Genomic DNA, 24,620 nt, shown 5'->3' with positions numbered 1-24,620 from the left:
ATGACGATTTAAGATGCCGGGATTCCCCACGCTGGATCCACCGATGTCTTCTTCCGTACAGATCACCGACCGTGCCGGCGTGCGCACGCTGGCGATGCACCGCCCCGAGGTGCACAACGCCTTCGACGACGCGCTGATCGCCGAACTCGGCACCGCCATCGAGGCCGCCGGCCACGATCCCGCGGTGCGCGCCATCGTGCTCACCGGCAGCGGCGCCAGCTTCTCCGCTGGCGCCGACTTGAACTGGATGCGCGGCATGGCCAGCGCCAGCGAGCAGGAGAACCGCGACGACTCGCTGCGCCTGGCGCGGCTGATGCGCAGCCTGCAGTTCTGCCCCAAGCCCACCCTCGCCCGCGTCAACGGCGCGGCCTACGGCGGTGGCGTGGGCCTGGTCGCCTGCTGCGACATCGCGATCGGCACGGACGCGGCGAAGTTCGGCCTCACCGAGGTGAAGCTGGGCTTGGTGCCGGCGGTGATCTCGTCCTACGTGATCGTCGCGATCGGCCTGCGCCAGGCACGCAAGCTGTTCCTCACCGGCGAGGTGTTCGACGCCACCGAAGCGCAGCGCATCGGCCTGCTGCACCAGGTCGTGGCCCCCGAGGCGCTGGATGAGGCCGTGGCCTCCACGCTCAAGCTCCTGGCCAAGGCCGGCCCCGAAGCGCAGCGGGAAGCCAAGCAGCTGGCCTTCCGCATGGGCGGCCTCGACGAGCACGCCAGCGAACGCATTGACCACTGCAACGCCGAGTTGATCGCCCGCCTGCGCGTGTCGCCGGAAGGTCAGGAAGGGCTCACCGCCTTCCTCGACAAACGCGCGCCGGCATGGATCGCCGGCTGACGGCCACACGGCAAACCGCGCTTTTGCTGCGCTGCGCATCGGCGCGGCAGTCTGCATCTGCTAATTTTCGAGGGCTTTGCACCGCACGCCAGGCCAAGGAACCCGCATGTTCGAACGCGTACTGATCGCCAACCGCGGCGAGATCGCCTGCCGCGTGATCCGCACCTGCCGCCGGCTGGGCATCCGCAGCATCGCGGTGTACTCGGAAGCGGACCGCGGTGCGCAGCACGTGCGACTGGCCGACGAGGCCTGGCCGATCGGCGGCCCGCGCCCGGCCGAGTCCTACCTGCGCATCGCCGCGATCCTCGAGGCCGCGAAAAAGAGCGGCGCGCAGGCGATCCATCCCGGCTACGGCTTCCTCTCGGAGAACACGGCCTTCTCGCGCGCCTGCCAGGACGCCGGCATCGTGTTCATCGGTCCCGACCCCGAGAGCATCGAGGCGATGGGTTCCAAGGCCGCCGCCAAGCACCTGATGGCGAAGCACGCCGTGCCGCTGGTGCCCGGCTACGACGGCGACAACCAGGACAACGCCTTCCTCGCCGAGCGCGCGCACGAAGTCGGCTACCCGCTGATCATCAAGCCCTCGGCGGGCGGCGGCGGCAAGGGCATGCAGATCGTGCGCTCCGACGCCGAATTCCCCGAGGCGCTGGCCACCGCGCAGCGCGTGGCGCTGGCCGTGTTCGGCGACGCCAGCATGCTGCTGGAGCGCTACATCGAGCAGCCGCGCCATATCGAGTTCCAGGTGTTCGGCGACCGCCACGGCCACGTCATCCATCTCGGCGAACGCGAATGCTCGGCGCAGCGCCGCTACCAGAAGGTGCTGGAGGAAACGCCCTCACCCTTCCTCACGCCCGAGAAGCGCGCCGCGATGGGCGAAGCCGCCGTCGCCGCCGCGCGCGCCGTGAACTACGTGGGCGCGGGCACGGTGGAATTCATCGTGGGGCCCAAGGGCGATTTCCACTTCATGGAGATGAACACCCGCCTGCAGGTCGAGCATCCGGTCACCGAGTTGACCCACGATGTCGATCTCGTCGAATGGCAGTTGCGTGTCGCCCACGGCGAAGCGCTGCCGCTCACGCAGGACGAGGTGGTTTCGCACGGCCATGCCATCGAGGTGCGCATCTACGCCGAAGACCCCGAGCAGAACTTCCTGCCCGGTTCGGGCAAGTTGCAAACCCTGCGCCTGCCCGCGCCGTCGCGCCACGTGCGCCTCGATGGCGGCGTGATCGAGGGCGACACGGTGACGATCTTCTACGACCCGATGATCGCCAAGTTGATCGTGTGGGATGCCGATCGCCCACAGGCACTGGAACGCCTGCGCCAGGCGCTGGCCGAGTGCGAAATCGAAGGCCCGAAATCCAACATCGCCTTCCTCGAACGGCTGGCGCGACATCCGGCCGTCGTCGAGGCGCGCATCGACACGGGCTACCTCGACCGCCATCTCGACGAATTCGTCACCGGCCATCGCGAGCCCGACCCACGCACGCTGTTCGCTGCTGCCACCGCGGCCCTGCTGCACGACGAAGCGCAGGTCGCGGCGAACCCCGCCGATCCGCACTCGCCCTGGGCCAGCGCCGACGCGTGGCGCGTAGGCCATGCCGGCAAGCGCGTCGTTGCCTTCACGCGCGGCGAGTCGCGTTTCGAGATCGAGGCGCACGGCCATGCCGGCGACTATGCATTGCGCCACGGCGAAGCCAGCTGTGACGTGCATGGCGCACGGCTGGACGACGGCGCGCTCAGCGCCCGCTACGACGGCGAGTCCGAACGCCACGCGCTGCGCAGCAACGCCCGCCGCGTGCTGCTGCACGATGCCGCCGGCCGCCGCTGGCGCCTCGACCGCGCCGCTGCCTATGCCTGGAAATCCCGCGACAGCAGCGGCGGCAACCAGGTCATCGCGCCCATGCCCGGCCGCATCGTGCTGGTGAAGGCCAAGCCCGGCGACAGCGTCGCGGAAGGCCAGGAACTGCTGGTGATGGAGGCGATGAAGATGGAGCTGGCCTTGAAGGCGCCCCGCGCCGGCACCATCGAGAACGTGTCGGCCGAGCAAGGCGATTTCGTCGAGGCCGACGCGGTGCTGGTGCGCTTCGCCAGCTGACCGAGGAAAGCCGCCGTGGCCGAATTGTTCTATCGCGATCCCTATCTGCGCGAATGCGCGACGCAGGTGCTGCGCCACGACGAGACCGGCCTGGTGCTGGCCGACACGGTCTGCTACCCGGTCGGCGGCGGCCAGCCGGGCGACACGGGCACGCTGCGCCTCGCCGACGGGCGCAGCTGGCCCATCCTCGACACTCGCCGCGACCGCGAGACACGCGAGATCCTGCACCAGCTCCCCACCGACGTGCCACGGCTGGCGCCGGGCACCGCCGTCACGCTGACGCTGGACTGGGAACGCCGCCACCGCCACATGCGCATGCACACGGGCTTGCACCTGCTTGGTTCGCTGATCAAGGCCGGCGTCACCGGCGGCAACCTCACCGACCGCGGCGGCCGGCTGGACTTCGACCTCGACGGCCTCGACCTCGCGCTCGACGCGGACGCGCTCAACGCAGGCCTTGAGCGCCTGGTGGCCGCCGACGCGCCGCTGCACATCAGCCACATCAGTGGCGCCGAACTGGCCGCGCGGCCGGAGCTGATCCGCACCATGTCGGTCACCCCACCGCTGCACCTGCCGCAGATCCGCCTGGTGGAGATCGAGGGCGTGGACCTGCAGCCCTGCGGCGGCACCCACGTGGCGCGCACCGGCGAAGTCGGCGCGCTGCGTGTGAGCAAGATCGAGAACAAGGGCAGCCACAACAAGCGTGTGGCCGTGACTTTCGCGGATTGAACCGAACCATGAATAACGACAACCACGTCCGCATCGTCGAAGTCGGCGCCCGCGACGGCCTGCAGAACGAGAAGACCCTGCTGCCGGCCGAGGTGAAGATCGCGCTGATCGACCGGCTCTCCTCCACCGGCCTGAAGACCATCGAGGCCACCAGCTTCGTCAGCCCGAAATGGGTGCCGCAGCTCGCCGACGCGGCCGAGGTATTCACCGGCATTCGCAAGGTGCCGGGCGTGAGCTATCCGGTGCTGGTGCCGAACCTGCAGGGTTACGAGCGCGCACGCGAAGTGGGCGCCACCGAGGTAGCCGTATTCACCGCCGCCAGCGAAGCGTTCAACCGCAGGAACATCAACGCCTCGATCGACGAGTCGATCGAGCGCTTCATCCCGGTGATCGAACAGGCCCGGGCTGACGGGGTGAAGGTGCGCGGCTACGTCTCCACCGTGCTGGGCTGCCCCTACCAGGGCGAGGTGCCGGTGGCGGACGTAGTGCGCGTGGCGCAGCGCCTGCATGCGCTGGGCTGCCACGAGGTCTCGCTGGGCGACACCATCGGCGTGGGCACGCCGGCCAAGGCACGCGCGATGCTGCATGCGGTGGCGCAGGAAGTGCCGATGACCGCGCTCGCCGTGCACTTCCACGACACCTACGGCCAGGCGCTGGCGAACATACTCGCCTGCCTCGAGGAAGGCGTGCGCGTGGTGGACAGCGCCGTCTCCGGCACTGGCGGCTGCCCGTACGCCAAGGGCGCCACCGGCAACGTGGCCAGCGAGGACGTGGTCTACATGCTGCACGGCATGGGCATGGCGACCGGCGTCGATCTCGATCTGCTTGTGGCCACCGGCGCGTGGCTGGCCGCGCAGCTGCACAAGGACAGCGCCAGCCGCGTCACCCGGGCGCGCACGGCCGTCGGCTGAGCGAGGTTCCGCAACTCCCGCTGCGCTGGCTATCATCGAAGCCTTGACTGGCAGGGGGATGGACCGATGCGCGCAAGCCCGATGCTCCGCTGGCCGGCAGCGCTGCTGTTGCTCTTGCTGTGTTCGCTTGCTGCCGCCGCGACGGCGCCCGGGGGCGACTGGCTGTTGCTGCCCGATCGCGTATGGACCGCCGACGGCGACGCCGCACATGCCGGCTGGGCGGTGCTGGTGCACGACGGCGCGATCGCCGCGGTCGGCCCGCGCGCGAGCATCCAGGCGGCCGCCGGCGCGCAGCGCATCGAATTGCCCGGCGCCACGCTCACGCCCGGCCTGGTCGACCTGCACTCGCACTTGTTCCTGCATCCGTACAACGAGACGTCGTGGAACGACCAGGTGCTCACCGAGCCGCAGGACTACCGCACGCTGGAAGCGGCGAAGCATGCGCGCGACACCTTGCTCGCCGGCTTCACCGCCCTGCGCGACCTCGGCACCGAGGGTGCCGGCTTTGCCGACGTGTCGATCAAGCGTGCGATCGAGGTGGGGCTGATTCCCGGTCCGCGGCTGTTCGTGGCCACCCGCGCGATCGTCGCCACCGCCAGCTACGGGCCGGGGCCGCGCGGCTTCCGGCCCGATCTCGACCTGCCGCAGGGCGCGCAGCCGGTGACCGGCGCGGATGCCGCCATGGCGGCCGTGCGTGAACAGGCCGCCCGCGGCGCCGACTGGATCAAGCTCTATGCCGACTACCGCGTGGGCGACCACGGCAAGACCATGCCCACGCTGACCCCGGCCGAGATCAAGGCCATCGTCGACACCGCCCACCAGATCGGCCGCCCGGTCGCCGCCCATGCGGCCAGCGATGCCGGCGTGCGCAACGCGGTGGAGGCGGGCGTGGACACCATCGAACACGGTTACGGCGCCAGCGAGGCCACGTTCCGCCTGATGAAGCAGAAGGGCATCGCCTACGAGCCCACGCTTACCGCAGTGGAAGCCACGTCGGAGTATTTCCAGCACTACGTTCCCGGGCAGTCCGCGCCGACGCCGGCGATGCAGCAATCCGCCCGCGCGTTCCGCACCGCGCTGAAGCTCGGTGTGACCATCGGCAACGGCAGCGACGTGGGCGTGTTCGCGCACGGCGAGAACTGGCGCGAACCGGCCGCGATGGTGGCCGACGGCATGACGCCTGCACAGGCGCTGCACGCCGCCACCGACGTGGCCGCGCGCATCCTGCGCCAGCAAGCCGTGTTCGGCCGCGTCGCGCCCGGCCTGCGCGCCGACCTCGTCGCCTTCGCCGGCGATCCCAGCACCCGCATCGGCGATCTCGCGCACCCGGTATTCGTGATGAAGGACGGCACCGTGTATCGCACACCTGCAGGCACGCCATGACCGACGCCTTCCTGATCCGCCCGATCGAGCCGCGCGACGATGCGGTGGTTGCCGCAATCATCCGCGCGGTGATGCCCGAGTTCGGCGCCGACGGCCCCGGCTTCGCGATCCACGACACCGAGGTGGACGCGATGTGGGCAGCCTATACGCAGCCTCGTTGCAGTTACTTCGTGGTCGAGCGCGACGGCGTGGCGGTCGGCGGCGGTGGCGTGGCGCCGCTGATCGGCGGCGAGGCGGACGTGTGCGAGCTGCGCAAGATGTACTTCCTGCCCGCGGCACGTGGCATTGGCGCCGGCCACGCGATGATGCAGCGTTGCCTCGACGCGGCGCGCGCGCACGGCTTTCGCCGTTGCTACCTGGAAACGCTGACCGGCATGGATGCGGCACAGGCGCTGTACCTGCGCAACGGCTTCGCGCCGATCTGCGCCCCGCTGGGCGGCACCGGCCACCACGGCTGCGACCGCTGGTACCTCCGCGAACTGTGAGGTGATGCCATGGCAAACCACGATCCGCGCATCGACGCCTACATCGGCCAAGCCGCCGGGTTCGCCCGACCCATCCTCGAACAGTTGCGCGCCGCGGTGCACGCCACCTGCCCCGAGGTGGAGGAAGGCATCAAGTGGGGCATGCCGTTCTTCAGCTACCAGGGCGCGCCGATGTGCCACATGGCCGCGTTCAAGCAGCATTGCAGCTTCGGCTTCTGGCTGTCGAAAGAGGTGACCGGCGGCAGCGACGGGGAAGGCATGGGCCAGTTCGGCAAGCTCGCCTCGCCAACGGACCTGCCGCCGAAGAAGGAACTGGCGGACTTGCTGCGCAAGGCGATGGCCTTGAACACGGCCGGCGTGAAGCACGTGCGTCCCAAGGCAGGCAGCAAGACCCCGCCAGTGCCACCCGAGGATTTCGCCGCGTTGCTCGCGCAACGACAGCATGCGGCCGCGCGCAAAAACTGGGCGGACTTCCCGCCCGGCGCGCAACGCGAATACATCGACTGGATCACCGAAGCCAAGACCGACGCCACCCGCCAAAAGCGCCTCGCCGCCACGCTGGAGTGGCTGGCCGAGGGCAAGCGGCGCAACTGGAAGTACGAATCATGCTGAAGGCCGCCATCCGATGATCCGCATCGCCCAGGCGCAGGATGCCGAAGCCATCCACGCGATCTACGCGCCACACGTCGAAGGCGGCGCCGCCACCTTCGAGAACGTGCTGCCCGGCGTAGCCGCCATGCGCGAACGCATGCTCGCCCGCCTGCCGCACTACCCGTGGCTGGTGTGGGAGGAAGCCGGCGACGTGCTGGCCTACGCCTATGCCGGCCGCTTCCGCGAGCGCGCCGCCTACGACTGGATCGCCGAAACCTCGATCTACGTGCATCCCGACGCACAGCGCCGCGGCATCGCGCGCCGGCTCTACGGCGCCCTGCTCGACACGATGCGCTTGCAAGGTCTCACCCAGGCGGTGGGCGTGATCACCCTGCCCGGCACCACCAGCGTGGCCTTCCACGAATCGCTGGGCTTCACGCCCGCCGGCGTGTGGCGGCAATGCGGCTGGAAGCTCGGGTGCTGGTGGGACGTGGGCGTGTGGCAGTTGGAGCTGCAACGGGCGGCGCTCCCGCCACCGGCGGTGACGCCGTTCGCGACGCTTGCCGCAACTCCGGCGCTGTCTGCCCTGCTGGGCCGAGTCCCATGACAAAACGGCAGCACCGCCGTTTTGCACGCCCGCAGGGCGCCCGCCAGGGTGGCGCACATGGAGGTGCGCCATGAAAACGGCGCGTCCGCACCGCGGGCGCGCCGTCCGGGCGGATCACTTGCCTTAGTGGTTGAGTAGCAGGTCGACGATCACACCGGTGGTGATCGCCACCAGCAGGAAGTCGCCGTTGTCGCTGCGTACCCAGCGGTAGCCGCGCGGCGGCTCGCGCAGATGGTCGGCGCGCCAGTCGTATACCACGTAGCGGGTGCTGCGGTATTCCACCGGCAGGTAGCCGCCGCGCCGGTACCAGCCCTCGTGCTCACCGCGGTCATGCCAGTTCCTGTAGTGGCCGTAGGCGTGGCCGCGATCGTGGTCGTGGTCGTGGTCGCGGTCGTCGTAGCCATGACCATGGTCGTCGTGGCCGCGGCCGCGATCACCATCGTCCTGGTGTTGACGATCATGCCCCCGGTCGTGCCCGTGGTCGTAGTCCTGCGCCAGCGCAGTGCCGCCGGCCAGCATCAGCATCACGCCACACACGACAGACAGACTCTGCAGCTTCTTCATGTTGATCTCCACTCGATGGATCATGGAACCCGCCCGCATCGTACCGGCGGTCGCCCGGCTCCCCCGTGCGACCCGGCACAAACCTCGTCCCCGACGCCCCAACCCGGCATGAACCACCCGGGTCCGGCGGGATTCACGTTCAGCCTGCAGCAACCGCCGCCGCTCGGCTACCATTGGCCGCTTTCGGCATCCGTTTCGGGAACACCCATGCAGCTCAATCAGGTCAAGGCGATCATCACCGGCGGCGCCTCCGGTCTCGGCCACGCGGTGGCGCAGCATCTGGTCGCGAACGGCGGCCAGGTGGCGCTGTTCGACGTCAACGAGGAAAAGGGCCAGGCCGCCGCCCAGGCGCTGGGCAAAGCCGCGCGTTTCTACAAGACCGACGTCACCAGCGAGGACGGCGTGACCGCCAACGTGGCCGCCGCACGCGACGCGATGGGCGGGCTCAACGTGGTGATGAACTGCGCCGGCATCCTCGGCGCCGGCCGCGTGCTGGGCAAGGAAGGCCCGATGCCGCTGGCCACCTTCGCCAGCACCGTGATGGTGAACCTGGTCGGCAGCTTCAACGTGGCCAAGGCCGGCGCGGCGCTGATGCAGGGCAACGAGGCGGGCGAGGACGGCGAGCGCGGCGTGATCATCAACACTGCCTCGGTGGCCGCCTACGAAGGCCAGATCGGCCAGGCCGCCTATTCGGCGTCCAAGGGTGGCGTGGTCGGCATGACCCTGCCGATGGCGCGCGAGCTTTCGCGCTTCGGCATCCGCGTGGCGACCATCGCGCCGGGCATCTTCTGGACGCCGATGGTGGACGGCATGCCCGAAGCGGTTCAGCAATCGCTGTCCGCCTCGATCCCCTTCCCATCGCGCCTCGGCAAACCCGAGGAATTCGCCGCTACCGTGGCTTTCATTCTCACCAACCGCTACATCAATGGCGAGACGATCCGGTTGGACGGCGCGGTGCGGCTGCAGCCGAAATAGCGAGGAGTGAGTGGAGAGGGGTAAGGAGTGAGAGAAAGCTCGCCCCACCCACTCCGCCGCGCGCCCTTAGCTCTCCTCTCACTCCTCACTCCACTTAACTCACTTCTGACCTTACTCACTCCTGACTTATGAAAGCTTCCGACGTCAAGAAAGGCAACGTGGTCGAGCACGAAGGCACCGTCTACCAGGTGCGCGACATCGAGCGCAGCTCGCCGACCGCGCGCGGCGGCAACGTCACGTTCCGCTTCACCCTGTATTCCATCCCGGGCGGCCGCAAGTACGACCTCAGCCTGCGCGCCGACGACGACCTGAAGGAGATGGACCTGGTGCGCCGCGCCGCGAACTACTCCTACAAGGACGGCGACGTCTTCGTGTTCATGGACGCCGAGGACTACACCCAATACCTGCTCGGCCCCGAACTGGTGGGCGACAACGCCGGTTACGTGGTCGAGGACGTGGAAGGCTTCTACGTGCAGCTGATCGACGACGCGCCGGTCGGCCTGCAGGTGCCCACCAGCGTGGTGCTCACCGTGGTCGACACCGCGCCGGAGCTCAAGGGCGCCAGCGCCACCAAGCGCACCAAGCCCGCCAAGCTCAACACCGGCGTGGAGATCCAGGTGCCCGAGTACATCACCAACGACGAGAAGGTGTGGGTGAACACGCTCACCGGGGAATTCGCCGGTCGCGCCTGATGCACCACGACGACGGCGCCGGGCAAACCGGCGCCGTTCCGCGATCAATCCAGCTCGGGCAGCATCGCGGACAAGTCCGTCACGCCCACGTCGATGCCAGCCTGGCTGAGCAAGGTGGTGACCTGCCCGCGGTGATGCGTCTGGTGGTTGAAGAAATGCTGCGCCAGATGCCCGAACTTCCTGACGAACACCTGGCCCGAGCGATTGCGGTAAGTCAGCGCGTGGTCGTACGCGTCGTCGGACGCTTCCGCGCAGAACCCGACGATCGTTTCGTCCATGTCCCGGCGGGCCTCGCGCAACTGGTCGAATCCGGGGTGCAGGATCTCGGCAAGCGTGTAGGGGTGCGGCAAGCCGCGCACGGAGGCTAGCGAACGGAATGCCGCCGGATGATCGGCAAACCGCTTCAGCCAGATGGTGTCGGCCACCAGCAGGTGGTTGAGCGTGCCGAACACCGAACCGAAGAACGCGCCCTTGTCCTCGTGCAGGGCCGCGGCGTCCAATCCTGACGCGGCGGCGTAGACCTTGTCGTTCATCCACCGGTTGTATCCGGCCATCAGTTCGAAGTGGTTCTTGAGCGACATGGTCATCACGTGATCGGAAGGTGCGCCGGATGGTAACGAGGCGGCGTGCCATCGCGACAGTCCGGCCCGCGTAGGGCAGAATCGCGCCATCCCCTGCAGCTTCCGCATTCCATGCCCGCCAGCGGCTACTCCCTGCGCACCCAGCTCGTCGAGAGCCTGATCCACGTCAAGCGGCCGGACGTGCCGTTGTGGGTGGTGCTGCGCAATACCCTCGCGGTGGTGCTGCCGCTGGGCGTGGGCCTGGCCACGGGCTACCCCGAAGTCGGCCTGGGCGTGGGCGCCGGCGCGCTGGACACGATGTTCTCCGACCAGCCCGGCCCCTACCGCCAGCGCATGCGCCGGCTGCTGCTGGCGGCGCTGGTGGCCGGGCTCGCCGCGCTGCTCGGCTTCACCATCGGCGGCCAGTTGTTGCCGATGCTGCTGGCCACCGCCGCGTTCGGTTTCTGCGGCGGCATGCTGGTGGTGTTCGGCGCCGATGCCGCGCGCGTGGGCATGACCAGCATGATCCTGCTGGTGATCGCCGCCGCCACGCCGATCTCGTCCACGAACGCCCTGCTTGCGTCCGCCCTGATCGCCTGCGGCGGCCTGCTGCTCGCCCTGCTCGCGGTGGCCGCCTGGCCGCTGCAACGCTACCGCCCGGAGCGCCACGCGCTGGCCGAGGTATACGCGGGACTCGCCGCGCTGGCGCGGCAGCCCGGCCAGGACACCGATGCGAACCCCGCGCTCACCGACGCGATGACCGCGCTGCAGCACACCTTGCTCGGCCGCTACCGTGCACACGGCCGTGCGATGGAAGCGTTCGCCGTGCTGCTGGAACTGGCCGAGCGCATCCGGCTGGAACTGGTGGCGATGTCCGAGCTGCATGCCGCCCCGGCGGTGCATGCCCGCCATCGCCTGCGCGCCGCACGCGTGCTGGATGCCGCCGCCCGCGCGCTGGAAAACGCCGAGCCGCCGCAACGCGCGGAACGCGCACTGGCGGCCTTGCGCAACGACACCCGCGCCGTGCCCGACGCCCTGGCCGCCCATCTGCGTACGCTGGACGGCCAGCTCGCCGCCGCGGTGCGCAACGCGAACTGGGCGGGAAGCCGCGGCGAACTGCGGGCGGCGGCGGCGGAGACGCAACTGCCGCGCACGCTGCAGAGCAGCTCGGTGCGCGCGATGCTGCGCGCGAACCTCACGCCGCGCTCGGTGGCGTTCCGCCATGCCGTGCGCATGGCGGTGTGCCTCAGCGTGGCGCTGCTGGTTTCGCGGCTGTTCAAGCTGCCGCACGGCTACTGGCTGCCGATGACTGCGGCCATCGTGTTGCGCGCGGACTTCTCGGCCACCTTCAACTTCGGCCTGCTGCGCGTGGTGGGCACGGTGCTGGGCCTGGTGTTGACCACCGCCCTGCTGCACCTCACGCCGGACTCGCCGTGGGCGCACCTCGCGCTGATGGCGCTGCTGTGCATGGCATTTCGCTGGCTGGCCAACGCGCACTACGGCATCGCGGTAGCCGCGCTCACCGGCACCGTGGTGATCCTGCTCGCATTCGAGGGCGTCGACTCCGGCGTGGCGGTCACCGACCGCGTGATCAACACCGCGCTGGGCTGCGGCATGGCGATGCTGGCCTATCTCGCCTGGCCCACCTGGGAGCGCGGCCGCGCGCACGGTGCATTGGCCGAGATGCTGGACGCCTACGCCGGCTATCTGCGCGCACTGGCCCAGCCGGAACAGCGCGAGGCGCAGCGCGAGACGCGCAGCCTGGCACGCACCGCGCGCAGCAACGCGCTGGCTTCGCTGGAACGCATGCGGGCGGAACCGGGCACGCCGCCGTCGCTGCTGGAGCTGGCGCGCGCGCTGTTTGCCAACGGCAACCGGCTCGCACGCACCGCGATGGCGCTGGAGGCGCTGGGCGATGCGTCGCCCGCGCGGCCCGCCGCCGTGAACGCCTTCGTCGCCACTTGCGCGGATGCCGTGCAAGTCGTCGCCACCGCCCTGCGCGAGCAGCGCACTCCCGACACCCTGCCCGCGCTGCGCGCCCTGCAGCAGGCACTCCAGGCCACGCTGCAAGCCGAAGGGCGCGCCGAGGCCGAATCGCTGGTCCGACTCAGCGACCGCCTGACCGACAACATCGACACCCTGGCCCACGTGCTGCGACGCGCGCGTCCTGCTGCCGCGTGATCAACCGGCCAGCTCGCGCTGCAACCAGGCCCGCGCCAGCCGCCATTCGCGCTGCACGGTGCTGGTGGAGATCTCCAGCGCCATCGCGATCTGCTCCGCGCTCATGCCCATGAAAAAGCGCATCGCCACGATGTCCGCCTGGCGGCGGTCCAGCGTGGCCAGCATGTCCAGGCATTCGACCAAGGCGCTGTAGTCGACGCCGTCGGACAGCTCCATCGAGATTTCGGTGATCTGCAGGCGGTCGGCTTCGCGCGGCCGCTTGGCGGCGTTGCGGCGGCGCGCCGAATCCACCAACACCTCGCGCATCGCGCGCGCCGCCACGCCCAGCAGGTGCCGGCGGTTCGCCCAATCCGGCGCCTGCGTGCCGCCGAAGACCTTGAGGTAGGCCTCGTTGACCAGCGCGGTGGCGCTCAGCGTGCGCTCCATCTGCTCGTTGCCGAGCTGGGCGCGGGCGATGCCGTGCAGCGCGTCGTACATCTGGCGCAAGGCCTCGTTCAAGGCCACCGGGTCGCCAGCCTGGGCGTCGCGCAACAGCCGGGTCACCTCGACCGTGTCGTTCAATGCTTCGCTCCTGTTCCTGCGATCGCCTGCTCGGCGACCATCAGCGGCGCATCGTGACACGGCGTCGATGACGAATCGACTGCCGCAGCGGCCGGAGCCGGGCCACTACACGATTCCCGCGACGACGCAGCGGACGCCTGCCCGGCCACCGTGGCCGCCCGGCCCGTGCCACTGCGCGCCTGGCGCAGCCTGGCATCCAGCCGCGCCGCATCGGCCACGCCGCGGGACGCGGGTGCGGCCTTGCTCGCGCGGTTGAAGTCCGTCAGCTGCGCCAGCCACTGCGCCGCCTGCCCGCGATGCCCGTCGAGCAGGGCCGCCTCGCCCAGGCCGGCCAGCGTGCGGCCCCAGGCATCGGGCAGTTCCCGCGGCCCCGACGTGCCCATCTGCGCCAGCGCCGCGCTGAAGTTGCGCGTGGCCGAGGCCGCATCGCCCTGCGCCAGCGCCGCCTCGCCCAGCACGACCAAGGCATTCGCGCGATTTTCCTGCGCCCACGGCGAACCGTCGTGTGCGCGCCGCTCCAGTTGCGCCAGCTGCGGTTGCAGCAGTGCCGCGGCGTCGGCGCTGCGTCCCATGTCCATGTACACCCTGGCCAGCCCGGTCAGCGTGTAGAGCTGGAAATCAGGCGACTCGTGCGCGAAGGACTGCACCAGCTTCGCAGAGCGTTCCAGCGCGTCGCGTGCATCCGGCAGGCTGCCGAGTTGGTGCAGCGCCACGCCGAAATAGGTCAGCAGCCCGGACATGCCGGGGCCGACCGCGCCCACTTGCCGGTCGTAGTCGGCGATGGCGCGCCGGAACAGCTGCACCGAACCGGCGGGGTCCCGCCGCATCGACACCAGCGCCAGCACGAAGCGGTAGTAGACCAGCGCGGGGTCGTCCTGCACATACAGTCGCTGCGCTTCATGCAACGCCTGCCGCGCGCTGGCGATCGCGCCTGCGTCGTCGTCCATCGCCCCCTGCGCCATCGCCAGCACGGCCTCGGCCTGCAGATGCAGTTCGCGGTCCGGCTGCCTGCGCGCATCGAGCTGGGCAAGTACCTGGCGCGTCTCGCTGACGATCGATTCGGCCTTCTCGTTCGAGCCGCCCAGTTCGTTGTAGAGCAGGTTGATGCGCACCCGCAGGATTTCATCGGCATGGTCGCCGGGCGCCTGCGCCAGCAACTTCATCGCCTCCTGGTCCAGCGGGATCGCCGCGGACAAGTTGATCACCGTGGAATAGGCACGCCCCAGCGCCGCCAGCACCTGCCCGCGCTCCAGCGCGCCGGCGTCGTAGGATGCCTGCAGCTTGCGTGCCTCCTGCAACGGCGGAATCGCCTGGCCGCCCAGGCCGAGCTGGTTGTACGAACGCCCCATCGACAGCAGCAGGCTGACCCGCACCGGCGCCGGGATGTCCCGTTGCGACATCAGCGTGGCCGCGCCGCGGTCCAGTACCTCGCGCACCGTGACCTGGCTGCCGTGCGCGTGGGTGGGATCGGCGTTCTCGAACAGGTTCTGCAGGAAGCCGGCGATCGCCGCGGTCTTGTCGCGCTCCAGCTCCAGTCGCCGCATCTGCTGCATCCGCTGCACCGCGAAGGACACCAGCAGCGCCAGCACCAGCGCCGCCGCGCTGGCGCCCACGGCATGCCGGCGCACGAACAGCCGCAGGTGATACCAGGCCGCGCCTTGCCTGGCACGCACCGGCCGTGCGCCGAGGTAGCGCTGCAGGTCGGCGGCCAGCGCATCCACGCCGACGTAGCGCTCGCAGGGATCGCGGCGCAGCGCCTTCATCACGATCGCGTCGATGTCCGCCGGCACCTCGCGCCACAACGATGGCGCGCCGGACTTGCGCAAGCGCTTGCTCGGCGGCAGCAGCTTGCCGGTGTCGATGGCCTGCGACAGGCTCATTGGCGAAGCCTCGTCGCGGTCGCCGAACGGACGCAGCCCGCAGACCAGTTGGTACAGCACCACGCCCAGCGACCACACGTCGGCGCCGGTGCCCAGCGGCCGGCCGTGCAACTGCTCGGGGCTGGCGTAGGCCAGGGTCAGGCTGCGCATGTCGGTCTGCGTCTGCGTGGCCGCCACGCCGCCGACATGGTCGAGCAGCCGGGCGATGCCGAAGTCCAGCAGCTTCGGCTCGCCCTCGTCGGTCACCAGGATGTTGCCCGGCTTGAGGTCGCGGTGGATCACCAGGTGCTGGTGTGCGTAATGCACCGCCGCACACACCTTGAGGAACAGCGCCATCCGCTCGCGCAGCGGCAACTCGTGGCGTTCGCACCAGCGGTCGATGCGTTCGCCCTGCACGTACTCCAGCGCCAGGAACGAGCGGCCGTCGCTGGTGGTGCCGCCGTCGATCAGGTGCGCGATGTTGGGATGGTTGAGCGTGGCGAGGATGCGCCGCTCTTCCGTGAAGCGCCGCAGCGGTTCGCATCCGGAGATGCCGCCGGTGTGGAGGAACTTGATCGCCACCCGCTGGCGCAACTCGTCCGGCGTGCCCTCGCCCAGCGTTCGCTCGGCCAGATAGACCACGCCGCCGCCGCCTTCGCCCAGCCGGCGCAGGATGTGGTATCCGCTGCTGCCCGCCGCGCTGATCAGGCTGCCGACGACATCCGTCGCCGCCGCCAGGCGCGGCAGGCTTGCGCAGCCCACGGTCGCCTCGGCGGCTTCCAGCATCCAGCGCACTTCGTCCCGCATGTCCTCATCGCCGCGGCAACACGCGACCACATAGGGCTCACGCTCCGCCTCGGCCAGATCCAGCGCCGCCAGTGCGATCGGTTTCGCGCGGAGGTAACGTAATCGACGCTCCTCGTTCACGGCTTTTCCCCCTGTGCGCGTCGCTCCCTGACACGCTTTCAGGCCGGGAAGTATAGGCTTCTGCAAGCCCGGTGCGCATGTGCCGGACCCGCAGCGGCACCCGCCTCCCGCCAACGGATCGGCGCCGCGCCGGCCCCGCATTGTGCGTACGCGGCACGACTGCTCGTGTCCCGAGGCTCTAAACTGCCTGGATGCTCAAGATCGACACCCACGCGCACATCCTGCCCCGCGACTGGCCGAACCTCGCCGCCAAGTACGGCGACGAGCGCTTCCCGGTGATGACCCATACCGACGGCCGCCACCGCATCTACAAGGACGGCAAGTTCTTTCGCGAGGTGTGGGATTCCGCCTTCGATCCGCAGACCCGCATCGACGATTACGCCCGCTTCGGCGTCGATGTGCAGGTGATCTCCACCGTGCCGGTGCTGTTCTCCTATTGGGCGCCGGGCCACCAGGCGCTGGAGTTGCACCGGCACCTCAACGACCACATGGCCGGCATGTGCCGCGACTTCCCGCGCCACTACGCCGGCATAGCCACGGTGCCGCTGCAGGCGCCGAACCTCGCTATCCGCGAACTGGAGCGCTGCATCGACGAACTGGGCCTGCAAGGCGTGCAGATCGGTTCGCACTGCAACGACTGGAATCTCGACGCGCCGGAGCTGTTCCCGTTCTTCGAGGCCGCCGCCGATCTCGGCGCCGCGGTGCTGGTGCACCCGTGGGACATGATGGGCATGGCCAGCATGCCGAAGTACTGGATGCCGTGGCTGGTGGGCATGCCCGCCGAGCAATCGCGCGCGGCCTGCTGCCTCGCCTTCGGCGGCGTGCTGGAACGGCTGCCGAAGCTGCGCGTGATGCTGGCCCACGGCGGCGGCAGCTTCCCGTGGACGATCGGCCGCATCGAGCACGGCTTCAAGATGCGCCCCGACCTGGTGGCCACGGACAACCCGCGCAACCCGCGCGAATACCTCAAGCGCTTCTATTTCGACTCCTGCGTGCACGACGACCAGGCGCTGCGCTGGTTGCTGGATGTGACGGGCGTCGAGCAGGTGATGCTGGGCACCGACTATCCTTTCCCGCTGGGCGAACAGGAGCCCGGCAGCGGCATCGAGGCCCTCGGGCTGGACGATGCCTCCCGCGCCCGCCTGTTCCACGGCACCGCGCTGGAATGGCTGGGCCTGCCCAGGCACCGCTTCGCACCCGACACCAACGTCTGAGGGAATCTGCATGGGTTATCTGCGCTCGACCGTTTCCGCCATCGCGCTTGCCGTCGGCCTGCTGGCCGCCACACCTGCCCCCGCCGCCGATGTCAGCATGGCCAACGGAAGCGTGAACTTCAGCACGCCGGACGGCTGGCTGGACATCATGCAGACCGACGGCGACCCGGAAGTGCGCGCGTTCCAGGTGCCCGATCCCTCGCCCACCGGCCACGTCCTGCTGGCCCGCGTGACCGTGACGGTGAAGCAGGTGCCCGACATCAACGGCTTCCTTGCCTGGATGGACCAGGCCACCGCCGCGGCGATGGCGTTGCCCGGCTACCAGACCGTGGCGAAGGCGCCCGAGCCGAACAGTTACAGCTACACCGCGCGCGAAGCCGGCGTGGCGTCCAGCTACCGCGAGCGCTACTGGTTCAAGGACGGCCACGCGATCCAGTTGCGCTGCGTGCGTCCCCAGCAGAGCCAGGCCGGCGCCGCCTGGATCGCCGCGTTCGACCGCGGCTGCGATGCGGTCGCCGCACGACTGCAGTAGGAGCGGCTTCAGCCACGATACAACGCCGGGGTCGCGGCTGAAGCCGCTCCTACGGCTGGCACCCCACGCAGGAACCCCGATGTCCGACTACCAAGCCACCGCCGCCTGGGCCCAGGCCGCCGATGCGGCCGACCCGCTGCGCGCGTTTCGCGACGAGTTCCTGATCCCGCCGCACGCGGGCCGCGACAGTGCCTATTTCTGCGGCAACTCGCTGGGTCTGCAGCCACGCGCGGTGCGCGCCGCGCTGGCCGCCGAACTGGACGACTGGGCGCAGCTCGGCGTGGAAGGCCACTTCAAGGGCCGCCTGCCGTGGATGGACTACCACGAGTTCGTGCGCGACCACCTCGCCGAAGTGGTGGGCGCGCAGCCGTCCGAAGTGGTGGCGATGAACACCTTGGGCGTGAACCTGCACCTGATGATGGTGAGTTTCTACCGGCCCACCGCCGAACGCCCTGCGATCCTGATGGAGGCCGGCGCCTTTCCCACCGACCGCTACGCGCTGGAATCGCAGGTGCGCTTCCACGGCTACGATCCCGCCGATGCCTTGATCGAACTCGAGGCCGACGAACCGAACGGCACGCTGTCGATGGCCGCGATCGAGCGCGCGCTGGCCGAACACGGCTCGCGCATCGCGCTGGTGCTGTTGCCCGGCGTGCAATACCGCAGTGGCCAGGCTTTCGATCTCAAGGCGATCACGGAACTCGGCCACCGGCACGGCTGCACGGTGGGCTTCGACCTCGCGCACGCCGTGGGCAACCTGCCGTTGCAATTGCACGACAGCGGCGCCGACTTCGCGATCTGGTGCAGCTACAAGTACCTCAACGCCGGCCCCGGCGCGGTGGGCGGCGCCTTCGTGCACGAACGTCATGCGCGCGCCACACTGCCGCGCTTCGCCGGCTGGTGGGGCCACGACAAGTCGTCGCGCTTCCTGATGGGCCCCGAGTTCGTGCCCACGCCCGGTGCCGACGGCTGGCAACTGTCCAACCCGCCGATCCTCGCGCTTGCGCCGTTGCGCGTGTCGCTGGACATCTTCCATCGCGCCGGCATGGGCACGCTGCGCGAGAAGTCGCTGCAGCTCACCGGCTATCTGGAGTGGCTGGTGAACACGCAACTCGCCGACGTACTGGAGGTGGTGACGCCGGCCGATCCCATGCGCCGCGGTGCCCAGCTGTCGATCCGTGTGCTCGGCGGCCGCGCACGTGGCCGCGCACTGTTCGAGCACCTGATGGAGCACGGCGTGATCGGCGACTGGCGCGAACCCGACGTGATCCGCATCTCGCCCGCGCCGCTGTACAACCGCCACGCGGATTGCCTGGCGTTCGCGGGGGCGGTGCAAGCGTGGAGCCGCGGCTGACACACCAGACACGTTGATCGTAAATGCCCGCTTTCGACCCTAGCGGTCGCTCGGAAGTGCACTCTGACCCGGGTTTCTTGACCCGGGTTTCTGAAGTGCACTCTGACCCGGGTTTCTGACCCGGGTTTCTGAAACGCGAGGGGGCGTTGACCATCTCGCCGATTGCCCGGCATTTGCCGAGCGCGGGATCGCGGCTGGACCGCTACACCGGCACCGCCAGCCCCACCTTGTCGCGCGCCATCACCACGTTCGTGGTGTAGCGGCGGATGTTCTCGTTTTCGAGCAGCAGGCGCCGGGTGAACGCCTCGAAGTCGGCCATGTCGCGCGCCACCACGACCAGCACGAAGTCCGTCCCACCGGTGACGTAGTAGCACTGCTGCACGTTGGGGTCGGTGCGCGCCTGGCGACGGAACGCGTCGAGCACATCCGCACGCTCGCGCTCCATCTCCACGCCGACGATGAAACCCATCGCCTGACCCACCGCCGCCGGGTCGACGACCGCGACCTCCGCGGCAATCACGCCAAGCTGGCGCAGACGTTTGAGCCGCCGCTGCACGGCTGCTGCGGAGAGGCCGATGGCGGCTCCGATATCCTCGCCGGTGGCGCGGGCGTCGCGTTGCACGCGCCGCAAGATCGCGCGATCGAAATCGTCGAGCAGGGGTTCTTCAGCCATGCCGCACCTTAACGGCACCCATCGCGGCGCGGCAACCGTGAACGGCCGGATTGTGCGGCCGAACCGCAGCACGAACCACGATCATGCCTGCACTCCGGAAACGGCCCAACCACTGGCAGGCACTGACATGATCGACCATCTCGAACTGCAAACCCGCGACCTCGACGCCAACCTGCGCTTCTACGGCGACGTGCTTGCCCCGCTCGGGTACGAACGGAAGGTCGATGGCGCCGCCAAGGGTTTTGGCAATGATCGCGATCTGGATTTCTTCATCGTGGCGGGCGAACCGTCGGCACATGTCCACTTCGCGTTCGGCGTCGCCAACCGGGCGCTGGTCGACCGGATCTACGCGACGGCGGAGGCTGCGGGGCATCGGCTCGACCGCGCCCCCACGCTCGCCCCGCACATCCACCCGAACTACTACGCCGGCTACCTGCGCGACCCGGACGGGCGGCTGGTCGAATTCGTGTGCCACCGACCCGAATGAGTCACCCGCCCCGCAGCCATCTCATCCATGGTCCGGGGCGCCGCCTGCCCTGCCGTCGATCCGCCTGCCCGGTGCGCTACAGGCGTTCCGCCAGCGGATACAGTTCCCGGTTCTCGCGCTGCACGCGCAGGTGCAGCGCCTTGAACACGTCGTTGGCGTCGTCGCGGAATCCCCGCGGGTCCGCGGCAATCTTGCCGGCCAGATTCCAGCGCGCGGCGAACGCCATGTAGGCGGCGGCCAGCCCGCCCATCTCTTCCTGGAACTGCCGCCCGGTTTGCGCGACGGCTGGATCGGCCGCCTTCATCAGGGCCGGATAGAGCATCCGGTCCTCCGCGGCGAGATGCAGCTTGATCGCGGAATTCATCGCCGACAGCTGCCGGTGGATGGCATCGGCCCGCTCGCCGACCCCATGCTGTACCAGCTCGCGCAGGGACGTCACCGCCGCCATCAGATCCGCGTGCTCCTTCTTGAACCGCTCGATGTCCACGTTGCGTTTCCCCTCACGGCCGGCATGGCCCTCGTCGCTGTATCGGCGAAGTCGTGGCGACGCTTGAGGGCCTGTCCGAAGGTTCGCCCCGGCCAACGGGAGAGGCTCGGGACTACGCCGCCCCGGCCGCCAGCAGGCCCTGCGCGAAGTCGCGCACGTAGTCGAGGAAGCGCCGCTGCACCGCGTTCAACGGGTTGTCCGAGCGGAAGGCGGCATGCAGGGTGACGTCGAGCTGCAGTTTCAACGGGCGCATCTGCAGCGGTTCCTTGCTGCAGCGCGCGGTGAAGGGGTCCACCAGCGCCAGTCCGCCGCCGCGCGCGACCAGCGCGCAGGCCAGCTGGTAGGTCTGCACCCAGACGTTCGTGCGCGGTGCGGGGGCGATCTTGGCCAGGTGGCCCTGCAGCATGTTGCCCAGTGCATCCTGCACCGTGATGCCGATCATCGGCTGGCCGGCCAGCTCGCTGATCGGCAGCGGCCGCGCGAGTTCGCGGGCCGACCACCAGCCCGGCGGCGCGACCACCATGATGTTGCCGTGGCACAGCGCCTGCTGGAGCAGGCCGTGGTGGCTCAGGTCCTGCAGGGTGAGCCCGATGTCGGTTTCGCGCAGCATCAGCGACTCGCACATCACCGCCGAGTGCTGGGTGTACAGCTCGACGATGGTGCCGGGATAGACCTTGCCCAGCCGGGCGATCGCGTCGGGCACCACCACCTGCGCCAGCGTGGGCGTGCAGGTCACCCGCAACGGGTGGCTCTCGGGCCGGGTGATGTTCGCCGAGAGGCGCTGCAAGTCGTACATCTCCCGCATGATGCGGTCGATGTGGTGGCGCATCAGCAACGCCTGCTGGGTCGGTTGCAAGCGGCCGCGCACACGGCTGAACAGCGCGAAGCCCAGATGGTTCTCGGCCTGCTGCAAGGCTTTGCTCGCGGCCGGCTGCGAGATGTTCAGCAGGCTCGCCGCCCCGGTCAGGCTGCCGGTGCTCAGCACGGCATGGAACAACTCGATGTAGCGCAGGCGCATAGCCTTCCCGTCCGGTTCGCGGCGTGACCGTTCGAGTGCAGCACATATTGTTTTTGCAGGCAAACTCGTACCTGCAATGCATGGCGCATCCACAACCGTCGGTTATGCCTACTTGCCGTCTTTTCATTGGCGGCGCGCGGCGGCCGCTGACTATCCTCGTCGCGCCGCGCGATGCGGTACGCAACCTCACGGAGTCACGGCCCGCATGTCGAACCAAGGCGCAGAAACCGCAGTCCGCTGGGGACCGCCCTACCTGCTGTACCTGGGCAGCGCGACCGACGACCTGTCGATCAAGACCGCGCGCGGGCTGGCGTTCTGGCGGCCGGAGCATTGCCTCGGCCAACACCGCCGCCTCGATTGCAGGGTGACGCTGGATCTGCCCGATCTCGGCTTTGCCCAGGCCAAGGGCATGGGCGCCGACACCATGGTGATCGGCGCGGCGAACGCCGGCGGCGTGATGGGCCCGGTGATCGTCGCCGATGCCGTCGCCGCGCTGGACGCCGGGCTCAACGTGGTTTCCGGCCTGCACCACAAGCTGCGCGACAACGCCGACATCGTGGCCGCCGCGCGTCGCAACGGCCGCGCACTGTTCGACGCGCGCGCGGCGGGGCCGGGCATCCCGGTCGGCAACGGCAAGCCGCGCGCCGGTCGGCGCCTGCTCACGGTGGGCACCGACTGCTCGGTCGGCAAGATGTACACCACGCTGGCGCTGGAGCGTTCGCTGCGCGCGCGCGGCTGCGCGGCGGATTTTCGCGCCACCGGGCAGACCGGCATCCTGATCGCCGGCGCGGGCATCCCGGTGGATTCGGTGGTCGCGGATTTCATCTCCGGCGCCGCCGAGGCGATCTCGCCCACGCGCGACGACGACGGCTGGGACCTGATCGAAGGCCAGGGCTCGCTGTTCCATCCATCCTACGCCGGCGTGTCGCTGGGTCTGCTGCACGGCTCGCAACCCGATGCGCTGGTGCTCTGCCACGAGCCGACGCGGCAGCACATGCGCGGCTTGCCGCATTACCCGATCCCGGAGTTGGTGGCCTGCATGGAGGCGAACCTTGCCGCCGCCCGCCTGACCAACCCCGCGGTGCGGCCCGTCGGCATCGCGCTGAACACCTCGAAGATGCCGGCAGGCGAAGCGCAGGCGGCCTGCGCACGGGTCGGCGCGCTGTTCGGATTGCCTTGCCAGGATCCGGTCACCATGGGCGTCGAGTCGATCGCGGACAACCTCCTTGCATGCTTCCCGGGGTGAACCAAGAGCCTGTTCAATGTCTCCGCGTAGCTCGCGTTGCCCTCGAATGACCATCAGGTGGTCGCGCTTGGTGCAGCGCCTGCCTGGCTGGCAGGCCAAGCCGCGCGCCGCCGCATGGCGGCCATTCGAGGGCACCCCCTCAGGCCGGATCTGTTTGCCCACATCCCTGCGTCATCACTCGGTCTTGGAAGGACGTCCACTCCTCGCTCCTCAGAGCCGAGTCCATCCTCGGACTTTCCCCGCGCGCCCTCCTTCTTCCTTGGTCTGCGTGCAAACAGCTCCCGTCGCGGGCCACGCGGAGACATTGAACAGGCTCTTACGGCATAGTGCCGAGATGCTCACCGTCGCCGCGGACCACTGCGCGTGCTGATACTCGACTCGATCCAGACGCTGGCCTGCGGCGGGCTGTTCCTGTTGGTCGGCTACGCGATCCGTCGGCACGTTCCGCTGCTGATGCGCTTCAGCATTCCCGCGCCGGTGATCGGCGGCCTGCTGGTGGCGCTGTTCATGCTCGCTTGCCGGCACTGGGACGTCACGCCGATACGCTTCGACACCGCGTGGCAGCAGCCGCTGATGATCGCGTTCTTCACCAGCATCGGCTTCAATGCCAGCGCCAGCCTGCTCAAGGTCGGCGGCCGCCAGATACTGCTGTTTCTCGCCCTGGCCAGCGTGCTGGCGATCGTGCAGAACCTGCTGGGCATAGCCATGGCCAAGGCCTTCGGCCTGCCGCCACTGTTCGGTGTGGTCACCGGCTCGGTCACGCTCACCGGCGGCCCCGCCACCGGGATGGCCTTCGCGCCGCTGTTCGAGAAGGTCGGTGTGCATGGCGCGCAGAGCGTGGCGCTGGCCAACGCGATGGCCGGCATCGTCCTTGGCTCCATTTTCGGCTCGCCGATCGCGGCGATGCTGATCGAACGCCATGGCCTGCGCCCGGCTGCCGCAACCGCAAGCGCGGACACCGCTGCACCGATGGCGGCGACGGCGCCCGAGCAGCGCGCCGTCGATCCGACTTACGGCGGGCTCAAGAGCCTGGTGTACATGTTGCTGGCGATGGGCATCGGCGCGTGGATCGGCGACGGTCTGGGCCGGCTTGGCGTGACCCTGCCGAGCTACATCGGCGCGATGCTGATCGGCGCGATCATCCGCAACATCGACGACCGCCTGGGCTGGTTCGGGCTGTCGACGCGCGCGATGGAACTGATCGGCAACACCGCGCTCTCGCTGTTCCTCGTCGTGGCGCTGATGAACCTGCATCTGTGGGACCTGGCCGGCCTGGCGCTCCCGCTGCTGGCGAACCTGGCGGTGCAGTCGATCCTGGTGCTGGCGTTCTGCTGCTGGCCGCTGCTGCAGTTGATGGGGCGCGACTACGACGCCGCCGTGATGGCCAGCGGCTTCACCGGCTTCATGCTGGGCACCACCGCGAACGCCGTGGCCTGCATGAGTTCGCTGACCGAACGCTACGGCCCCGCGCCGCGCGCGTTCCTGGTGGCGCCGGTGGTGGGCGCGTTCCTGATCGATTTCACGAACGCGATCATCATCACGGGCTTCGTCAATGTCTGGCATTGACGGCTTGTGGCTTGAGGAAGTGTGATCGATCGTCAAACAACAGAGCGGTTTCGGACGCCTTCGGCGCCCGAGTCACTTCTCTTTGCTG

General features: G+C 69.3%; 24 protein-coding genes. 17 read left to right on the top strand and 7 right to left on the bottom strand.

Going from position 1 to position 24,620, the window contains the following annotated elements:
* Nucleotides 1-43 precede the first annotated feature (43 nt).
* The 8 genes from B0E52_RS04285 (at nucleotide 44) to B0E52_RS04250 (ending at nucleotide 7,636) form a co-directional block, all read left to right on the top strand.
* Nucleotides 44-835, top strand: a complete 792-nt coding sequence (locus tag B0E52_RS04285) for an enoyl-CoA hydratase/isomerase family protein (RefSeq protein ID WP_077482122.1) — start codon at nucleotides 44-46, stop codon at nucleotides 833-835.
* A gap of 106 nt (nucleotides 836-941) precedes the next feature.
* The gene (locus B0E52_RS04280) at nucleotides 942-2,930 is read left to right on the top strand and encodes an acetyl/propionyl/methylcrotonyl-CoA carboxylase subunit alpha (protein ID WP_077482121.1); all 1,989 of its coding nucleotides are present in this window, start codon (nucleotides 942-944) and stop codon (nucleotides 2,928-2,930) included.
* Nucleotides 2,931-2,945: 15 nt separating this feature from the next.
* Nucleotides 2,946-3,659 (top strand): alanyl-tRNA editing protein, encoded by a 714-nt coding sequence (locus B0E52_RS04275; protein ID WP_077482119.1) that lies wholly within the window; start codon nucleotides 2,946-2,948, stop codon nucleotides 3,657-3,659.
* Nucleotides 3,660-3,667: 8 nt separating this feature from the next.
* Nucleotides 3,668-4,570 (top strand): hydroxymethylglutaryl-CoA lyase, encoded by a 903-nt coding sequence (locus B0E52_RS04270; RefSeq protein ID WP_077482117.1) that lies wholly within the window; start codon nucleotides 3,668-3,670, stop codon nucleotides 4,568-4,570.
* A 66-nt stretch (nucleotides 4,571-4,636) separates the two neighbouring features.
* The gene (locus B0E52_RS04265; protein WP_077482115.1) at nucleotides 4,637-5,953 is read left to right on the top strand and encodes an amidohydrolase family protein; all 1,317 of its coding nucleotides are present in this window, start codon (nucleotides 4,637-4,639) and stop codon (nucleotides 5,951-5,953) included.
* Nucleotides 5,950-6,438: a GNAT family N-acetyltransferase gene (locus B0E52_RS04260; RefSeq protein WP_077482113.1), complete on the top strand. Its 489-nt coding sequence runs from the start codon at nucleotides 5,950-5,952 to the stop codon at nucleotides 6,436-6,438. The genes B0E52_RS04265 and B0E52_RS04260 overlap by 4 nt, the downstream gene beginning before the upstream one ends.
* Nucleotides 6,439-6,447: 9 nt before the next feature.
* The gene (locus B0E52_RS04255; protein ID WP_077482112.1) at nucleotides 6,448-7,050 is read left to right on the top strand and encodes a YdeI/OmpD-associated family protein; all 603 of its coding nucleotides are present in this window, start codon (nucleotides 6,448-6,450) and stop codon (nucleotides 7,048-7,050) included.
* A gap of 13 nt (nucleotides 7,051-7,063) precedes the next feature.
* Nucleotides 7,064-7,636, top strand: a complete 573-nt coding sequence (locus tag B0E52_RS04250) for a GNAT family N-acetyltransferase (RefSeq protein ID WP_077482110.1) — start codon at nucleotides 7,064-7,066, stop codon at nucleotides 7,634-7,636.
* A 123-nt stretch (nucleotides 7,637-7,759) separates the two neighbouring features.
* Here B0E52_RS04250 and B0E52_RS04245 read toward each other — a convergent pair whose 3' ends face one another.
* Nucleotides 7,760-8,200: an RcnB family protein gene (locus B0E52_RS04245; protein ID WP_077482168.1), complete on the bottom strand. Its 441-nt coding sequence runs from the start codon at nucleotides 8,198-8,200 to the stop codon at nucleotides 7,760-7,762.
* Nucleotides 8,201-8,407: 207 nt separating this feature from the next.
* Between B0E52_RS04245 and B0E52_RS04240 the strand changes: the two genes are divergently transcribed.
* Nucleotides 8,408-9,175 carry an SDR family NAD(P)-dependent oxidoreductase gene (locus B0E52_RS04240; protein ID WP_077482108.1) on the top strand — a complete coding sequence of 256 codons (768 nt, stop codon included), beginning with the start codon at nucleotides 8,408-8,410 and terminating at the stop codon, nucleotides 9,173-9,175.
* A 128-nt stretch (nucleotides 9,176-9,303) separates the two neighbouring features.
* Nucleotides 9,304-9,867 (top strand): elongation factor P-like protein YeiP, encoded by a 564-nt coding sequence (yeiP, locus tag B0E52_RS04235; RefSeq protein ID WP_077482106.1) that lies wholly within the window; start codon nucleotides 9,304-9,306, stop codon nucleotides 9,865-9,867.
* Between the two features lie 44 nt (nucleotides 9,868-9,911).
* Here yeiP and B0E52_RS04230 read toward each other — a convergent pair whose 3' ends face one another.
* On the bottom strand, nucleotides 9,912-10,454 hold the full coding sequence (locus B0E52_RS04230) for a DinB family protein (protein ID WP_343124492.1): 543 nt from the start codon (nucleotides 10,452-10,454) through the stop codon (nucleotides 9,912-9,914).
* Nucleotides 10,455-10,559: 105 nt separating this feature from the next.
* Here B0E52_RS04230 and B0E52_RS04225 point away from each other — a divergent pair, with 105 nt between their 5' ends.
* Nucleotides 10,560-12,608, top strand: a complete 2,049-nt coding sequence (locus tag B0E52_RS04225) for an FUSC family protein (protein WP_077482104.1) — start codon at nucleotides 10,560-10,562, stop codon at nucleotides 12,606-12,608.
* Here the strand turns inward: B0E52_RS04225 and B0E52_RS04220 are convergent, their stop codons facing one another.
* Complete coding sequence (locus tag B0E52_RS04220; protein ID WP_077482102.1) at nucleotides 12,609-13,169, bottom strand: ECF-type sigma factor; 561 nt, start codon at nucleotides 13,167-13,169, stop codon at nucleotides 12,609-12,611.
* Nucleotides 13,166-15,955 (bottom strand): serine/threonine-protein kinase, encoded by a 2,790-nt coding sequence (locus tag B0E52_RS04215; protein WP_168174120.1) that lies wholly within the window; start codon nucleotides 15,953-15,955, stop codon nucleotides 13,166-13,168. The genes B0E52_RS04220 and B0E52_RS04215 overlap by 4 nt, the downstream gene beginning before the upstream one ends.
* A 191-nt stretch (nucleotides 15,956-16,146) precedes the next feature.
* Between B0E52_RS04215 and B0E52_RS04210 the strand changes: the two genes are divergently transcribed.
* From B0E52_RS04210 to kynU, 3 genes are all read left to right on the top strand, one after another.
* A complete protein-coding gene (locus B0E52_RS04210) occupies nucleotides 16,147-17,169 on the top strand; it encodes an amidohydrolase family protein (RefSeq protein WP_077482098.1) in 1,023 nt (340 codons plus the stop codon).
* Between the two features lie 10 nt (nucleotides 17,170-17,179).
* The gene (locus B0E52_RS04205) at nucleotides 17,180-17,701 is read left to right on the top strand and encodes a hypothetical protein (protein WP_077482096.1); all 522 of its coding nucleotides are present in this window, start codon (nucleotides 17,180-17,182) and stop codon (nucleotides 17,699-17,701) included.
* A gap of 79 nt (nucleotides 17,702-17,780) precedes the next feature.
* Nucleotides 17,781-19,055: a kynureninase gene (kynU, locus tag B0E52_RS04200; protein WP_077482094.1), complete on the top strand. Its 1,275-nt coding sequence runs from the start codon at nucleotides 17,781-17,783 to the stop codon at nucleotides 19,053-19,055.
* A gap of 202 nt (nucleotides 19,056-19,257) precedes the next feature.
* Here the strand turns inward: kynU and B0E52_RS04195 are convergent, their stop codons facing one another.
* A complete protein-coding gene (locus B0E52_RS04195; protein ID WP_077482092.1) occupies nucleotides 19,258-19,728 on the bottom strand; it encodes an Lrp/AsnC family transcriptional regulator in 471 nt (156 codons plus the stop codon).
* On the opposite strand from B0E52_RS04195, the gene B0E52_RS04190 reads away from it, so the two are divergent.
* Nucleotides 19,727-20,215, top strand: a complete 489-nt coding sequence (locus B0E52_RS04190) for a VOC family protein (RefSeq protein ID WP_217316662.1) — start codon at nucleotides 19,727-19,729, stop codon at nucleotides 20,213-20,215. The genes B0E52_RS04195 and B0E52_RS04190 overlap by 2 nt on opposite strands.
* Before the next feature lie 76 nt (nucleotides 20,216-20,291).
* On the opposite strand, the gene B0E52_RS04185 is transcribed toward B0E52_RS04190, so the two are convergent.
* Nucleotides 20,292-20,702, bottom strand: coding sequence for a hemerythrin domain-containing protein (locus B0E52_RS04185; RefSeq protein ID WP_077482088.1), 411 nt, complete (start codon nucleotides 20,700-20,702; stop codon nucleotides 20,292-20,294).
* A 112-nt stretch (nucleotides 20,703-20,814) separates the two neighbouring features.
* Nucleotides 20,815-21,720, bottom strand: coding sequence for a LysR substrate-binding domain-containing protein (locus B0E52_RS04180; RefSeq protein ID WP_077482086.1), 906 nt, complete (start codon nucleotides 21,718-21,720; stop codon nucleotides 20,815-20,817).
* A 205-nt stretch (nucleotides 21,721-21,925) separates the two neighbouring features.
* Here B0E52_RS04180 and dgcN point away from each other — a divergent pair, with 205 nt between their 5' ends.
* Complete coding sequence (dgcN, locus tag B0E52_RS04175; RefSeq protein WP_077482084.1) at nucleotides 21,926-22,966, top strand: N-acetyltransferase DgcN; 1,041 nt, start codon at nucleotides 21,926-21,928, stop codon at nucleotides 22,964-22,966.
* A gap of 363 nt (nucleotides 22,967-23,329) precedes the next feature.
* The gene (gene gltS, locus B0E52_RS04170) at nucleotides 23,330-24,532 is read left to right on the top strand and encodes a sodium/glutamate symporter (protein WP_077482082.1); all 1,203 of its coding nucleotides are present in this window, start codon (nucleotides 23,330-23,332) and stop codon (nucleotides 24,530-24,532) included.
* The last annotated feature ends 88 nt before the right edge of the window (nucleotides 24,533-24,620 follow it).

The organism is Rhodanobacter sp. C06, from assembly GCF_002001105.1.
Classification (GTDB): Bacteria; Pseudomonadota; Gammaproteobacteria; order Xanthomonadales; family Rhodanobacteraceae; genus Rhodanobacter_A.
The sequence above is the reverse complement of the archived record's forward strand: the minus strand, read 5'-3'. Positions and strand labels throughout refer to the sequence as shown.

Bases quoted from the DNA above. Each gene is read 5' to 3' on its own strand.
- B0E52_RS04285 (WP_077482122.1), top strand. From the start codon at position 44: ATGTCTTCTTCCGTACAGATCACCGACCGTGCCGGCGTGCGCACGCTG.
- B0E52_RS04280 (WP_077482121.1), top strand. From the start codon at position 942: ATGTTCGAACGCGTACTGATCGCCAACCGCGGCGAGATCGCCTGCCGC.
- B0E52_RS04270 (WP_077482117.1), top strand. From the start codon at position 3,668: ATGAATAACGACAACCACGTCCGCATCGTCGAAGTCGGCGCCCGCGAC.
- B0E52_RS04265 (WP_077482115.1), top strand. From the start codon at position 4,637: ATGCGCGCAAGCCCGATGCTCCGCTGGCCGGCAGCGCTGCTGTTGCTC.
- B0E52_RS04260 (WP_077482113.1), top strand. From the start codon at position 5,950: ATGACCGACGCCTTCCTGATCCGCCCGATCGAGCCGCGCGACGATGCG.
- B0E52_RS04255 (WP_077482112.1), top strand. From the start codon at position 6,448: ATGGCAAACCACGATCCGCGCATCGACGCCTACATCGGCCAAGCCGCC.
- B0E52_RS04250 (WP_077482110.1), top strand. From the start codon at position 7,064: ATGATCCGCATCGCCCAGGCGCAGGATGCCGAAGCCATCCACGCGATC.
- B0E52_RS04245 (WP_077482168.1), bottom strand. From the start codon at position 8,200: ATGAAGAAGCTGCAGAGTCTGTCTGTCGTGTGTGGCGTGATGCTGATG.
- B0E52_RS04240 (WP_077482108.1), top strand. From the start codon at position 8,408: ATGCAGCTCAATCAGGTCAAGGCGATCATCACCGGCGGCGCCTCCGGT.
- yeiP (WP_077482106.1), top strand. From the start codon at position 9,304: ATGAAAGCTTCCGACGTCAAGAAAGGCAACGTGGTCGAGCACGAAGGC.
- B0E52_RS04230 (WP_343124492.1), bottom strand. From the start codon at position 10,454: ATGACCATGTCGCTCAAGAACCACTTCGAACTGATGGCCGGATACAAC.
- B0E52_RS04225 (WP_077482104.1), top strand. From the start codon at position 10,560: ATGCCCGCCAGCGGCTACTCCCTGCGCACCCAGCTCGTCGAGAGCCTG.
- B0E52_RS04210 (WP_077482098.1), top strand. From the start codon at position 16,147: ATGCTCAAGATCGACACCCACGCGCACATCCTGCCCCGCGACTGGCCG.
- B0E52_RS04205 (WP_077482096.1), top strand. From the start codon at position 17,180: ATGGGTTATCTGCGCTCGACCGTTTCCGCCATCGCGCTTGCCGTCGGC.
- kynU (WP_077482094.1), top strand. From the start codon at position 17,781: ATGTCCGACTACCAAGCCACCGCCGCCTGGGCCCAGGCCGCCGATGCG.
- B0E52_RS04190 (WP_217316662.1), top strand. From the start codon at position 19,727: ATGCCGCACCTTAACGGCACCCATCGCGGCGCGGCAACCGTGAACGGC.
- B0E52_RS04195 (WP_077482092.1), bottom strand. From the start codon at position 19,728: ATGGCTGAAGAACCCCTGCTCGACGATTTCGATCGCGCGATCTTGCGG.
- B0E52_RS04180 (WP_077482086.1), bottom strand. From the start codon at position 21,720: ATGCGCCTGCGCTACATCGAGTTGTTCCATGCCGTGCTGAGCACCGGC.
- dgcN (WP_077482084.1), top strand. From the start codon at position 21,926: ATGTCGAACCAAGGCGCAGAAACCGCAGTCCGCTGGGGACCGCCCTAC.